Here is a 13,884-nt window from a genome sequence, read left to right as displayed (position 1 = left end):
GCGTGACCGGGTCATACAAATGTGCCCACTGCAAGAGGAAGGTTGAGATAGACGTGAATGTCCGCTGCCCATACTGCGGACACCGTATCCTCTTCAAAGAGCGTGGGGCAGTTATAAAAGACCTCAAGGCCAGATGACGATCCTGACGACATCACGCCGCCCGACCCCTGAGATCCGGGCTTTTGCCCGTGATCTCGCTTTTGCACTCGGGTGCGATCATATGAACAGGGGAAAAACCGGCCTTCGTGATCTCTCCCCCCAGGATCCCGTCATACTTTTTATTGAGAAGCAACAGCAGAAGATCGCTATCCGCCTCGAAGTGGAGGGCGAGATGAAAGGGGAGATCATGCTATCCGGCTGGTCAGTCGGCATCCGTGAGAGAGAGATGCGAAGAGGCATCTTCACAAGCGACCAATCGGTTTATGATCTCCTGAACCGATATGTACCTGTCACAATGGTTCAGAACCAGGACGGGGCAATCACCTTCGACGGCAGGCAGAGACGAGAATATAGGTGTGATCGAGAGCGTCATGATGCATGATACGGAGTTCACCTTTGTCACCCCTCATGCACCCATACTCTACCAGGCACTTGCCCCCGAAGCATCAGACGAAACCGGGGATCGATCAAGTGCCACCATCAGCCTTGAGAACGATCGTCTCACCCTGAAAGTCACCGCCGGCGATATCCCGGCATTGCGGGCCGCGTTGAATATGTGGCTCCGCCTGATAACCATCGCAGAAGAGATGCAGGAGATAGAAAACCATGGAAAACCCTAATATCCCCCAGAAAGTCCAGCAGCAGATCGCACAGCTTCAGCAGATGCAGCAGCAGATGCAGACAATTCTTCAGCAGAAGTCACAGTACGAAATGAGTCTGCGTGAGGCAAAACGTGCGGAAGAAGAGCTGAAAGAGACCGCTGACGATGCCGAGGTCTTCATGACAATCGGTTCAGTGATGGTGCAGCAGACAAAAGAGTATGTCGCAAAAACCCTCGCCGATAAGATCGACACCCTTGAGCTACGGATCAAATCCCTTGAAAAACAGGAAAAAGCGATCGCCGCAAAATTCGAGCAGCTCCAGCAGCAGGTCAGAAGCTCACTCGAAGGGCGTATGCCGGAAGCGGCATAATCACCTTTCATTTATAATCAACATCTTTTCTACTGTCATCTCGCGTATAGCAGAGGCAGGACCTTCGCGTCCGATACCGGATCCCTTCACACCGCCATAGGGCATCTCATCGACCCTGAATGTCGGGATGTCATTCACAAGGAGCGCCCCGACATCGATTCTCCCAAAGGCTTTCCTGACAGTCTCAAGGGAGTCGGTGAAGATGCCTGCCTGGAGCCCATAGTCAGAGGTGTCTGCAATTTTGATTGCTTCATCGACCTCATCAAAAGGATGCAGGAGGATGACCGGGGCAAAGAGTTCCCGGCAGGAGAGATCCTGGGATGGCCCGAGATCGGCAAGCATAGTCGGGTAGAGGAGCGCCCCCTCACGCCTTCCTCCGCAGACGAGGCGGGCGCCGGAATCAACAGCCGACCTAATCAGCGCCTCTGCCCGTGATGCTGCCTCTGCGGAGATCATCGGGCCGATATCAGTCGTGGGATCGGCAGGATCTCCCACCTTCAGCAGGCGGATATGCGAAAGGATCCTCTCTTCCATTCCGGAATAGATAGACCGATGGATGAGAACACGCTGTACCGAGACACAGTTCTGTCCGGCATTTGCAAACCCGCCGGCAACGATCCGCATTGCGGCATAATCAGGATCAGAGTCTTGGCAGACGATCACAGCTGCATTTCCCCCGAGTTCAAGATCGACTGCTTTTCTCCCGGCCCGGTTCTTGATCGCCCAGCCGACATCCGGACTCCCGGTGAAGGAGAGGTAGCCAAAAGAGTCGTCTGCGATGATCTCATCAGCAACCGCTCCGGGTGCCGGGATCACCGAGACCGCTTCTGAGGGATAGCCTGCTGCAAGGATAATCTCAGCCAGGATCAAAGATGAGAGCGGTGTGGCAGTTGCCGGTTTCAGGAGGAACGGGGCGCCGATCGCAATCGCCGGGCCGATCTTATGACAGGCGAGATTGAGTGGATAGTTGAAGGGGGTGATCGCGAGTACCGGGCCTGCCGGCACCCTTGTGAGATACCCGGTATGGCCGGCACCTGCCGGGGTGCGGTCAAGGGGGAGGATTGTGCCATCGACCCGTCCTGCCTCCTCGGCAGAGATCGTGATCGTCTCAATCGCCCGGGTGACCTCGCCATCTGCCACCTTCCGCACCTTGCCGCCTTCTGCGATCAGGGTTGCCACAAGCTCTTCCCTTTGCTCTTCAAGAAGACCGGCAATGGATAGCAGAATCTGCCGCCGGGTATAGAGGGGGAGACTCCGGGTCGTCTCAAATGCTCTTGCTGCTGCCTGTGCACCGTCCCGGAGATCATCTGCTGATCCGAGACAGACAGACGCTACCGTTGTACCGGTATAAGGAGAGATGACATCTGAGATCAGAGGGCTGCTCTTCCACCTTCCGCCTACACAGAATGGTCGTGGATCATCCATGTGAAGAAGAAGGGGGGAGAGAATAAAAAGATCAGGGTGACGTCTGCGTGTACCGGATGAGGTTGATTGCGTTCACCATCGCCTCAGCTGATGCCAGGACGATATCGTCACCTGATGAGCTTGCATCATAGGTTCTGCCCTCAGCATCCTCGACTGTGATCGTCACATGGCCGATCGCATCGGTTCCGCCACTGATCGCCTCGATCCTGAAGTCTTTCATCTGGATACCAATCGGCATCACGCTCAGGACTGCTTTCACCGCAGCATCCACCGGACCGTTCCCAATAGCACTCCCGGCCTTCTCAGTTCCGAGGACACAGGCACGGACACTGGCAGTCGGTATACAGTGGTTCCCGCTCATGACAGCGATATCACGGAGCTCGACAGTCTTTGCAACCGCCTGGATTCCCATCACATCTTCTGCGATCACATAGAGATCGTGATCGGTAACTCTTCTTCCGCGTGCGGATATCGTCTTGATCCGATCGACGATCAGATCCAGCTCGGTGTCTGATGGGTTGATATGGACAAGCGAGAGCATCTGCCGTACCGCGTGCCTGCCGACATGCTTGCCGAGGGCGAGGCGGCGGCGGTGGCCGACCATCTCGGGGGTCATGATCCCCGGCTCGAAGGTCTGGCTGTTTGCCATAATCCCATGGGAATGGATCCCGGATTCATGGGCAAATGCATTATCCCCGACCACCGGCTGGACCGGCAGAATCGGGATACCCGAGTACCTTGATACGAGCCGCGACATCTCGACGAGACGGGTCGTCTCGATCCCGGTCGAAATCCCGTTGATTGATTCCAGAATCATCACCGTCTGGGCGATGTCCGCATTGCCTGCCCGCTCGCCGATCCCATTGACCGTCACCTGCACCTGGGAGGCGCCTGCCTCGACTGCGGTGGTGGTGTTGGCAACGGCGAGGCCAAAATCGTTGTGGCAGTGAATATCGATTGGGATTTTTATCTCCTCTGCAAGTGCCGATATCAGTGCACGCATCTTCGTCGGCGTATAGACACCAACGGTATCAGGGACATTCACAACAGTCGCTCCTGCATCGGCAGCCACCTTGAAGACCTCGATTAAGTACGGGAGATCAGTCCGGGTTGCATCCATCGCCGAGAACATGCACTGGCCGAGGTGATCGCGGACATACCCCACAATCTCTCCTGTGATTGCCAGAACCTCTTCACGGGTCTTTTTGATGGTATTCTCACGCTGGATATCCGATGTCGGAATAAAGACATGCACCATATCGACATCGCAGTCAAGGCAGGTGTTGACATCATCGACCCGTGACCGTGAGAGCCCGCAGATTGCCGCTGAATGTCCTTCAGCTGCAATTCTGGATACGGTCTCCTTCTCCTGCTCTGAAGATGCGGGAAAACCGGCTTCGATCGCGTGTACACCAACCTCCGAGAGGATGCGTGCGATATCCAGTTTCTGTTCAAGGGTGAATGATACACCCGGTGTCTGTTCACCATCCCTCAGGGTGGTGTCAAAAACAGTTACTCTCTTGGGCGACCTGCTTTCAACAAAGAAAGCAATTCCCCACAGAAGCTTTTGCCGTAGGCATACGCATATATTGGAGGTATAAAAAGATAAAGAGTTCTATTGCAGAATTGTCTAAAAAAAAGTGAACGCCCAGATCGGAATTCGAATCCGAGTCGATGCCGTGACAGGGCATCATGATAGGCCACTACACTATCTGGGCACTTTGTGGGTTGATCCCGCCTCCCGGAGTCGAACCGGGGACATCGCGGTAGCCGCGCAGTTCGCCCGCAGGCGATGATCTTACTACAGCCGCGCACTCTACCAGTCTGAGTTAAGGCGGGTAACTGCACTAAATAAAAAGGCTAAGATGACATATAAACATGTCGAATCAGCAAATACGCGCCGATTGAAAGAGGAATGAGCGAATACAGATAATGAAGAGATAAAATCAATAATGAGCAGATATCTGAAGCACAATGGTTTTTCAGGGAGGGTGGGATGAAGACCACTTCATCAATCCGGAAGCTCTCCGCGCAGGGGGTCGCCTCCCCCTTCGTTGACGTTCACTTCAAGACCCGCCCCAAAGACCTTCCTGAGGGTCTGGCTTTCAGATCGAACACCCCATACTTCAAGCATGCAGTCACCCCTCGCCTCAAGATGAAGGAGGATCTGCCCGTTAATATCCCTTGACAGACGGGCATCGCGGATGCGGCCGGCATGAGTGCGATCAAGGTGCTCGGCCATTCTGAGGAAGAGGGAGAGGATACGGATCTGATCCTGCACCACCGGATCGAGGAGGCTGAAGTGATGATCCTTCTTCCGTGGTGCTTTCTTCCGGTGATACCGGGCGATCTCTGCCATGATCCCAACCTCATGCTCATCAAAGCCAACCAGATCCGCGTTTCTGATGATGTAGGCCGAATGGAGATGGTGATCCACAAATGAGATGAAATTGCCGATATCATGGAGATATGCGGCATATAGGAGGAGTGTTCGTTCAGAATAACCATAAGAATGGAGACCGGCTTTTTTTGCCGAGTCGAAGAGACTGGCAGAGAGTCCGACGATTGTAAGTGCGTGAGCCTCATCAATCCGGCAGGATCGCCCCAACTGGACAACACTCCGCTTTCTGGACGATATCTTCTCTGCATGAGGAAAACCGGGTATCCGGGAGAGATATTCCATGAGAAGACCCTCACGCAGCCCATGGGGCGATACCTCGATCTCGACAATCCCAAGCTCTTCCATCATTGTTTCGAGGATCACCGCACCACCGATGATGATATCCGCCCGCTCAGGATTGATCCCAGGCACCTTCCGCCGCTCTTCAAGTGAGAGGGAACAGAGCCGCTCGATCGTCTGCCTGAGATCCTCATACCTGAGGATGTGTGAGGTGGAGGTTCCCGGGAACAGGCGGGATGCGATCTCTGCAAGATTTTGTATGGTGCCTGAACTCCCAAACGCCCTTGAATAGGGAGCTTTCCGAATCCGGGTCAATGGCTGGGCGATGACATTTCTGACAAACTGCTGCATCCGGGCATATTTCTTTAATGAGACCGGACCCTCTTCGCCGGGGCGGAAGAACTGATTTGTCATCCGGATTGACCCAAGCTTCAATGATTCGAGAGTGAGGTAGTCATGCTGGCTGCCGATGATCACCTCGGTTGAGCCTCCCCCGATATCGATAAAGATGGCCCGATCTGTGCCGATATCAATCCCGGATACAACACCCCGGTAGATCAGCCGTGCCTCCTCCTTCCCCGAGACGACCCGGACATCAAGATTCGCCTCCCGGAGGAGCATCTCAAGGAACTGATCGGCATTCCCTGCCTCCCGTGTGGCTGAGGTGGCAACGGCAACAAATTCCTTCACGCCATAGGCAAGGCCGAGATCAACGAAGAGTTTGCAGATGGTGACCCCGCGGCCAATCGCCTCTTCAGAGAGTTCTTCACGGGCAAAACATCCCTCGCCGAGACGGGCAACCTCCTTCTGTTCCGTCAGAATGCTCATCGATCCATTCTGGTTCAGCCTGACAACCAAAAGGCGGATCGAGTTTGTGCCGATATCAATGAATGCGACAATCTCTTCGGATTCAATCATCGGTTCCGTCATTTCGGCTCAAAAGATGTCTGCGTTCGATCAACGGTACATTGAGCAGATATGCCGCCATCGCCACCGGGGCCGATCAGCCTGGCTTCCTCGATCGTGATCCCATGCCGGAGCATGGTGCAGAAGATCGGTGGAAGGCAGGCCTTTTGGATTGCACCTGCCACCAGCTCGATATCATAGGGGATCCTGATATGGCAGACCGAGAAGGGATCTGCTTCAAGGAGGCAGTAGCATGCCCTCGGATCTCCGTCAGCAGGACGGCCGACCGATCCGCAATTGATGAAGAGGCAGTCCGAAACCGTCCGGGTGAAGGGGATATGCGTGTGGGCAGAGATGATTGCATCCACACCCGTTGCCTTTGCATACTCCAGAAGCTCTGTATCAGGCGTATGGGGGTCGATCCGCCCTGTCATGGAACCCGGAGTTCCATGAGTGAGAAGAACGGTCATATCGCCGATACGTGTTCTGATCTCCCGTGGGAGTGAGAGAAGATAGCTCCGGCTCTTTTTTGAGAGCTGTTTTTTTGTCCAGCAGAGCGACTGCATCTTCTCATCACCACGGAGAGCCTTCTTTTTGCAGTCCTTCTTTGTCAGTGAAAGGATCTCAGAATCGATATTGCCGGTAATCCCGGTGATCTTCTTTTTTTCAATCAATTTGATCGTCTCTTCCGGATACGGTCCAAAACCGATTAGATCCCCAAGATGCAGGATATGCGTTGCACCCCTCTGTTCAGCATCAGCAATAACCGCTTCGAGCGCCGGCAGATTTGCATGGATATCCCCAATCAATGCAACCCGGACCGGGGTTCCACCAGGCATCCGGGTCATCCCTGTTCCCCCCATGACAAGGGGCTCAATGATCGTCTGCCTGATATCCTCAATCAGGTTATCCTCCTTCATCCCCTTCCAGTGGAGGGAGAAGAGTCCGTACAACTCGTTCCGCCGGGACCTCCGATCCTCTGCGAGATGCAGCAGGCCGGGCCTGATGAACCTCATAAATCCGGTGTGTCCGAAGAACGACGCAACACGTGCCTCCTCCTCTTCCATAAAGCCGGGAAGGAGATCCAGCCAGACATCACAGTCATGCATATCCCCGAGGAGATCCTGGAGCTTTTTAACAACCTGAATCGGTTTTTTCAGGCCGTCCTGGTAGAGATCAGAGAAGATCTCCATCGTATACCGAAGCCGTTTTGCTGCGATCCGCATCTCATGATGCTCTGCGATCCTGGATGGATCAGGAATATATCGCTCAAATGAGATCAGTTCCTCAATCCGCCTGCTGATCGCACGGTATGCAGCCTCATAGGTAAACCTGCTGTGGATATCGGTTTCATGAAGCCGTCCTGAGACGATCTGATCCCGGCACCAGTCCAGGAGATCGTCTGCAACACCGGACGATTCAAAGGCATCCAAAGATGAGATTACCTCCGGGTGAAGCGCGGCCCGCTTTCCGGTCCACCTGAGAAGCAGGCATTCGATACCGGGCCTGATGAGCGGCTGGAAGGCCGTATCTTCACGCGGAGCAGGGAGAGCAACCCTGCCGGCGATATAGACCCGTATCTTCCAGAGGAGCTCCCGCATCCTCATACGGATGCCCGGTGACGGGGGCAGGGCAGGAACCCCGGCTAAAGGAGCATCGGTTCTCACAAGGACAGTCCGATCCTCTGCCGGTGGCAGGAAGCCTGCATACCAAACGGGAGGGCGCTCATTTGGGAGAGAAGCAAGGTAAGACTGGAGAAGATCGATCTGGACATCGAGATCCCGCGCCGCCCCTAGCGAGCGGGTGATGGAGCGGACACCCCTGTACATCTTTTTGTACATCTTTTTGGAGAAGCAGGGTGCAAAGAGGGGGAGCGCTGCCCGGATACGCCGCGATGCCACCCGCATCCTATGGATATACTCGATATCATCCGAATGCCGGACACCATCTGCCTCGGCCTGAAGATCCTCGGTGAGCTTTCTGAGAATCTCTGCTCCAAAGAGACAGAACCCCTCGTCAGTCTTCTCTTTCTTTCCACCCATGCCAGTCACCCCGGTGTTGAATCAGCCAGTCCTGCGAACTGCAGGATTTCTCTGGACTCTCCGGATGAAGCTTCTCATAACTGCCATCCGTATTCAACCGCCATGATTTTACGTTGTCCGCCAGATGCACCTTCATGATCCTGATGAGAGCGGATCGAATCGCGGCATCCCGCACAGGAAAGAGCACCTCAACCCTCCGCCTGAGGTTCCGCTGCATCATATCTGATGATCCAAGGAGCACCTCGTCATCACCACCGTTATGGAAGTGGTAGATGCGGGCATGTTCAAGGAAACGCCCGACTATTGAGGTGACTTTGATCGTCTCGGATACACCTGCAATACCGGGGCGAAGCGCACAGAGCCCGCGGACATTCAGATCCATTCTCACACCTTCATGTGATGCACGGTACAGCGCCGATATGATCTCAGGGTCAAGGAGCCCGTTCAGCTTCAGTGCGATATACCCATTCTGGTTCGCTCTCTGGCACTCGATCTCACGTTCAATCCGGTCCAGTATCCCCTGCCTGAGGTTGATCGGGGCAACGAGAAGCTTCCGGTACTCCTGTTGCTCCACATAGCCGGTCAGGTGGTTGAAGAGCTCGGTTGCATCAGCCCCGATATCCGGGTCTGCTGTGAGATAGCCGATATCCCCGTAGATGCGGGTGGTGACGGTGTTGTAGTTTCCTGAACTTAAGTGCACATAGCGGTAGATACCATCTGCTTCACGCCTGACGATCATCGCCACCTTCGCATGCACCTTCAGCCGCTCATGCCCATACACGACATGCACCCCTTCCTGTTCGAGAGCCCGCGCCCAGGTGATATTGTTCAGCTCATCGAATTTTGCCTTTAGTTCCAGAACCACCGTCACCTGTTTCCCATGCTGGCGGGCTTTCATCAGGGCATCGACGATCGGGGATCTCTTGTCGATCCGGTACAATGTGATCTTGATCGCAAGGACATCCGGATCGATTGCCGCCTGCCTGAAGAGCCGGACGATCGGGATGAAGCTGTCGTAGGGGTGGTAGAAGAAGATATCACGGGATCGTACCAGATCGAAGATATCCTCTTCATGCGCCAGCGCATCGATGATATAGGGGACAAATGGTTCATCGAGGAGATCGGGGCGGGAGAGATCATGCAGCTGCCAGAGATCATTATGGCCGATAAAACCACTGATACCATAGACATCGCTCTCTTTCAGCCCGAGCTGCTCCGAGAGGAGGAGGATCAGCCGCGGGGGGGTGGCCGGGTCAACTTCAAGCCGGACCGGGACCCCGGTTCGCCTGCATTCGATACTATCCTCAACCGCAGTCAGGAGATCGGATGCATCGTCAATGACCACTTTGATCTCTGCATCCCTCGTCACCCTGAACCGGTATGCACCCTCCACACTCATTCCCGGGAAGAGGGAGCCGAGATGCTCGGCGATCAGATCTTCAAGGAGGATGAAGCGGGATGGTGATCCCCCGCCGTGGGGGCGGACCGGGATGAACCTGCCGAAGGTGAGGGATGGGATCTTTATCCGTGCGAGGTACCGCCGCCCGTCGGCTGAGCCGAGGACGACAGCCAGATTCAGGGAGAGGTTCGAGATGAAGGGGAAGGAGCGGGCTGCATCGATTGCCATCGGGGTGAGGATCGGATAGATCGTCGAGGTAAAATAGTTATGCATCGCCTCTTTTTCATCATCTGTTAATTGAGAGAACAAAACGATTGAGACACCCGCTGCAGAGAGAGCAGGAAGGAGAGAGCCGCTCCATGTCTCCTCATAGAGGCGGTAGAGTTCATCCACCTCCAGCTGGATCTTCCAGAGGAGGTCAGCCGGAGGAATACCATCCGGGGGCAGTTTCCAGATGCCGTCTTTCACCTGGTGGCGGAGCCCGGAGACCCGGACCATAAAGAATTCATCGAGATTGGCACCGCAGATCGCAAGGAACTTCACCTGTTCAAGGAGCGGATGGGTTGTGTCATTTGCCTCTGCCAGCACCCTCCTGTTAAAGGAGAGCCATGAGAGTTCCCGGTTGATATAGTACTCCGGTTTTTCCGGATTGAATGTCCCTTCAGTTGCCATGCCATATCCCCCTGTGCTGGATCATCCATGCCTGTGAGTCGATCGGTTCTGCACCCGGCTCCACCCGGGAATAGCTGCCATCATTGTTCATAAGACGGAGCTTTACTGTATCCTTCAGGTGGATCTGAAGGATCGTTTTGATCACTGCATCCCTGATCGCAGGATCACGTATCGGGTAGAGGATCTCAACCCTGCCATTGAGGTTCCGGGGCATCAGGTCGGCCGATCCGATCAGCACCTCCTCTTCACCCCCGTTTCTGAAATAATAGATCCTGGTATGTTCAAGGAACCGGCCGACAATAGAGGAGACGGTGATAGTGTCTGAAAAACCGGGAATACCCGGCCGGAGGCAGCAGATGCCACGCACCTGGAGGTGGATGACGACCCCTTCCCTCGATGCACGGTAGAGGGCAGCGATGAGATCCGGATCCACGAGTGAATTGCATTTGAAGGCAATGTAGCCATTCCCATATGCCCGGTGAGCATGAATCTCCCGTTCTATCCGGGAGATGAGATCTTCGCGCATCCGACCCATCTTCCCATGAGAGACGAGCAGAGTCCGGTATTCCGTCTTTGCGGAATAGCCTGTGAGGGCATTGAAGAGATCGGCTGCATCCGCAGCAACTTCCGGATCAGCAGTGAAGAGGCCGAGATCGGTATAGACCCGTGCTGTCTGGGCATTGTAGTTGCCGGTTCCAAGATGGGTATAGGTGACAAGACCGGTCGACTCCCGGCGGACGACCATGCAGAGTTTGGCATGCACCTTCAGGCCGATCAACCCATAGACCACATGCACACCGGCCCGTTCAAGTGCCCGTGCCCAGATGATATTATTCTCCTCATCAAAGCGTGCCTTCAGCTCGACTAAGACCGTCACCTGCTTGCCCTGCTCGCGTGCCTCCATCAGTGCCTCTACGATAGGAGAGTTCTGCCCGACACGGTAGAGTGTCTGTTTGATCGCAAGGACATCGGGGTCGCGTGCCGCCTGCCTGATGAAGCTCACCACCGGGATGAAGCTGTCATAGGGGTGATAGAGGAGATAGTCACGCTTCCTGATAGAGCGGAAGATCGTCTTCTCGGAATTGAGCCCCTCCGGAACCGAAGGGAGGAACGGGGCATCTTTCAGTTCGGGAAGGTTGATTCCGGCAAGCTCCATCAGATCGGCCATGCCGAGCGGGCCGGTGCTGGTATCGACCTGCTCGGGGTTGAGCCTGAGTTTGGATGCGAGCATCTCCCGGATCCACTCCGGAATTGAGCTATCCACCTCAAGCCGGACAGGCCTCCCGATTCGCCGGTGCTCCACGCTCTCCTCAATGGTGCTGAGGAGATCCGATGCTTCATCCTCCTCGATCTCAAAGTCCGCATCCCTTGTCACCCTGAATGGGTAGGAGGCAACGACATCCATGCCCGGATAGAGGAGATCAAGATTGTCAGCGATTAATTCTTCCAGCAGAACATACTGGTGTTCCTGCCCGCCGCAATCGCCTGATCCGGGAAGCCTCACAAACCGCTTACCGAGGGTGCGGGGCACCTTCACCCGTGAGAAGAGGCGGCCGCGTTTTGCGTCATTGATGATGACCGCAAGGTTCAATGAGAGGCTCGATATGAAGGGGAAGGGATGGGATACGTCAAAAGCCATCGGCGTTATGATCGGGAAGATCTCCCTGATGAAGATCTCGCGTGCCGCTCTCCTCAGTTCCGGGGAGAGTTCGTCCATCCTCTGGATCCGTATCCCTTCACTTTTCAGTTCGGGAAGGAGATGATCCTTCCAGCAGGTGGTCGCCTCTTTGAGAAGAGGAAGGAGTTCGGATCGGATTCCGGCAATCTGCTCCTTTGCCGAGAGGCCGTCAGGGGGGCGCTCGAGTGCTCCGGCTGCTGCCTGCCGCCAGAGGCCTGATAACCGGATCATCACAAATTCGTCCAGGTTATTTGAAAATATCGAGAGGAATTTGACCCGCTCAAGGAGAGGGTGGTTTTTATCCAGTGCTTCTTCAAGGACCCGCCGGTTGAACTGTATCCACGAGAGCTCGCGGTTATAGAATACTTTCGGAGTATAGAGCAGTACAGAGTCTGAAACACCCTGTTGTGTAGTGCGATCCGTCTCCATGGAGATCACTCGTACCATTGGGCTTGATACAGATAGTTTTTCCCAATAGAGAGGTTGGTTGCCAAAAACCAGATACGATCCAATGACGAGATATGTATGATGATGAGAGAAAAAAATAACACAGAAACCCTGCTCAATTCCAGAACACCGATCCCTGAGCTGATCGAAGCCCTCAGGAATGAAGACAAGACTATCAGGAAAGATGCAGCAGAGATACTCGGCTCTCTTGGAGAAGAGGCGATTCTGCCTCTTTCCGCCCTCCTTGGAGATGAGTGGTGGGTTGTTCGGTACCGTGCCTGTGAGGCGCTTGGACTGATGGAGAAGCCCGATGTATACCCATACCTTCGTGCTGCGGTATCGGATGAGAGGGATCATGTCAGATATATGGCAGCAAAGGGACTTGGCAGACTTGGGATACCGGAAGCGGTATCTGATCTTGAGCCGCTTCTTGAGGATGAGAACCCTTATGTCCGGAAGATGGCAGCCGGGAGCATCGCCCGGCTCAGAGGGTGAAGAAGACGGGCTTCCTGCAGAAGATATCGATCACTCCGTGCCTGATGGTATAGGTTGAGTGGAAGACATTGATCCGGGAAGGCAGGGGAATCCAGGTCTCGTGTTCGTTCACGACAATCGCCACCCGCTCCGGCTCAATCCGTGCATAGGGTGCCGAGGTGAGCATCGTCTCCGGAGGCAGATCTGCGGTAATATAAATCCGGTTCTCAGTCTCGATCATCTCATAGGGGAGATCAGGAGGCTGATGCTCCACCGGAACGAGGAGGTAACCGCCAAAACCTCCTTCGGGACGGAGTATACAGCCGATGATACGGAGGCTTCCCCTCCGGTATGAGCCGTCACCTTCAGGACTGTGGTGCTTCATAGATCCCCTCGATACGGTACCGTTCACCATCCAGGGTGACAATACCCCTCGTGACAAGGGCGGCAAGCGATGCCTGTACCGCAGATGCATCTGTTCCCATCACTTCAACCAGCTCGTCAAAGGTGAGATCCTGGTGAGAGAGGGTGATAATAATATCGAGATCGATATCATGGCCTTTCTCACCCTGATTCATCCTCATGATATCATTCATCGTCGCCTCGATATCCCGCTCAAGGTTCTCTAATGTATCGAGGATACGCTCCCGTGCATATGCCATCCGCCTGAGCATCGAGAGGGATTCGATCAGCCGGAGATCGGCAGATGGCAGGCTTGCGGTACGCTTTTCTCCTTTTGTATTCCTGAGCGAGACGACGATATCAAATTCTGTCTGGAGATAGTAGTATTTCCTCCTCCTCTCATCCTGGAAAAAGCCGATGAGCGCTTCCCGCTCCATCATATTCAGGTGCTCGATCACCGCCTTCGGGGAGAGGATCAGCCGATCGGATATCTCGGTTACAAAGCACGGCTTCTGGCGAAGCAGTTCGATGATACGCCTTCGGTTGCGGTTTCCGAGGATATCAAGGAGGCGGGAGACCTCGATCTGATCAAGCATACTAACATAATGTTAGGATTTTAGATATAAAA

At 54.6% G+C, this 13,884-nt stretch carries 13 protein-coding genes and 2 tRNA genes; 5 read left to right on the top strand and 10 right to left on the bottom strand.

Annotation, left to right across the window (positions count from 1 at the left end):
• Positions 1-2: 2 nt before the first annotated feature.
• The 4 genes from ACZ44I_RS03705 to ACZ44I_RS03690 are packed head-to-tail and all read left to right on the top strand — an operon-like array spanning position 3 to position 1,131.
• On the top strand, positions 3-137 hold the full coding sequence (locus ACZ44I_RS03705; RefSeq protein ID WP_292733310.1) for a DNA-directed RNA polymerase subunit P: 135 nt from the start codon (positions 3-5) through the stop codon (positions 135-137).
• A complete protein-coding gene (locus tag ACZ44I_RS03700; RefSeq protein WP_464548652.1) occupies positions 134-541 on the top strand; it encodes a hypothetical protein in 408 nt (135 codons plus the stop codon). The genes ACZ44I_RS03705 and ACZ44I_RS03700 overlap by 4 nt, the downstream gene beginning before the upstream one ends.
• The gene (locus ACZ44I_RS03695) at positions 531-779 is read left to right on the top strand and encodes a KEOPS complex subunit Pcc1 (protein WP_464548653.1); all 249 of its coding nucleotides are present in this window, start codon (positions 531-533) and stop codon (positions 777-779) included. Before ACZ44I_RS03700 ends, ACZ44I_RS03695 begins: the two co-directional genes overlap by 11 nt.
• Positions 766-1,131 (top strand): prefoldin subunit beta, encoded by a 366-nt coding sequence (locus tag ACZ44I_RS03690; RefSeq protein WP_464548655.1) that lies wholly within the window; start codon positions 766-768, stop codon positions 1,129-1,131. The genes ACZ44I_RS03695 and ACZ44I_RS03690 overlap by 14 nt, the downstream gene beginning before the upstream one ends.
• Here the strand turns inward: ACZ44I_RS03690 and ACZ44I_RS03685 are convergent, their stop codons facing one another.
• From ACZ44I_RS03685 to ppk1 (ACZ44I_RS03650), 8 genes are all read right to left on the bottom strand, one after another.
• Complete coding sequence (locus tag ACZ44I_RS03685; protein ID WP_464548657.1) at positions 1,132-2,556, bottom strand: aldehyde dehydrogenase family protein; 1,425 nt, start codon at positions 2,554-2,556, stop codon at positions 1,132-1,134.
• A 31-nt stretch (positions 2,557-2,587) separates the two neighbouring features.
• On the bottom strand, positions 2,588-4,051 hold the full coding sequence (locus ACZ44I_RS03680) for a 2-isopropylmalate synthase (RefSeq protein ID WP_464576618.1): 1,464 nt from the start codon (positions 4,049-4,051) through the stop codon (positions 2,588-2,590).
• Positions 4,052-4,201: 150 nt separating this feature from the next.
• Positions 4,202-4,274: transfer RNA gene (locus ACZ44I_RS03675), tRNA-Asp, on the bottom strand.
• 14 nt (positions 4,275-4,288) lie between these two features.
• Positions 4,289-4,395: transfer RNA gene (locus ACZ44I_RS03670), tRNA-Tyr, on the bottom strand.
• A 172-nt stretch (positions 4,396-4,567) separates the two neighbouring features.
• Positions 4,568-6,166: a Ppx/GppA phosphatase family protein gene (locus ACZ44I_RS03665; protein WP_464548659.1), complete on the bottom strand. Its 1,599-nt coding sequence runs from the start codon at positions 6,164-6,166 to the stop codon at positions 4,568-4,570.
• A complete protein-coding gene (locus tag ACZ44I_RS03660) occupies positions 6,163-8,184 on the bottom strand; it encodes a CHAD domain-containing protein (protein ID WP_464548661.1) in 2,022 nt (673 codons plus the stop codon). Before ACZ44I_RS03660 ends, ACZ44I_RS03665 begins: the two co-directional genes overlap by 4 nt.
• The gene (gene ppk1, locus ACZ44I_RS03655; protein WP_464548663.1) at positions 8,159-10,255 is read right to left on the bottom strand and encodes a polyphosphate kinase 1; all 2,097 of its coding nucleotides are present in this window, start codon (positions 10,253-10,255) and stop codon (positions 8,159-8,161) included. The genes ACZ44I_RS03660 and ppk1 (ACZ44I_RS03655) overlap by 26 nt, the downstream gene beginning before the upstream one ends.
• Complete coding sequence (gene ppk1, locus ACZ44I_RS03650; protein ID WP_464548665.1) at positions 10,245-12,380, bottom strand: polyphosphate kinase 1; 2,136 nt, start codon at positions 12,378-12,380, stop codon at positions 10,245-10,247. Before ppk1 (ACZ44I_RS03650) ends, ppk1 (ACZ44I_RS03655) begins: the two co-directional genes overlap by 11 nt.
• Before the next feature lie 78 nt (positions 12,381-12,458).
• Here ppk1 (ACZ44I_RS03650) and ACZ44I_RS03645 point away from each other — a divergent pair, with 78 nt between their 5' ends.
• Positions 12,459-12,875: a HEAT repeat domain-containing protein gene (locus tag ACZ44I_RS03645; protein WP_464548667.1), complete on the top strand. Its 417-nt coding sequence runs from the start codon at positions 12,459-12,461 to the stop codon at positions 12,873-12,875.
• Here the strand turns inward: ACZ44I_RS03645 and ACZ44I_RS03640 are convergent.
• Positions 12,865-13,239, bottom strand: coding sequence for a hypothetical protein (locus ACZ44I_RS03640; protein WP_464548669.1), 375 nt, complete (start codon positions 13,237-13,239; stop codon positions 12,865-12,867). The two genes, ACZ44I_RS03645 and ACZ44I_RS03640, sit on opposite strands and share 11 nt — an antisense overlap.
• Positions 13,220-13,852, bottom strand: coding sequence for an ArsR family transcriptional regulator (locus ACZ44I_RS03635; protein ID WP_464548671.1), 633 nt, complete (start codon positions 13,850-13,852; stop codon positions 13,220-13,222). Before ACZ44I_RS03635 ends, ACZ44I_RS03640 begins: the two co-directional genes overlap by 20 nt.
• Positions 13,853-13,884: the final 32 nt, after the last annotated feature.

The organism is Methanocalculus pumilus, assembly GCF_055382585.1.
The sequence above is the reverse complement of the archived record's forward strand: the minus strand, read 5'-3'. Positions and strand labels throughout refer to the sequence as shown.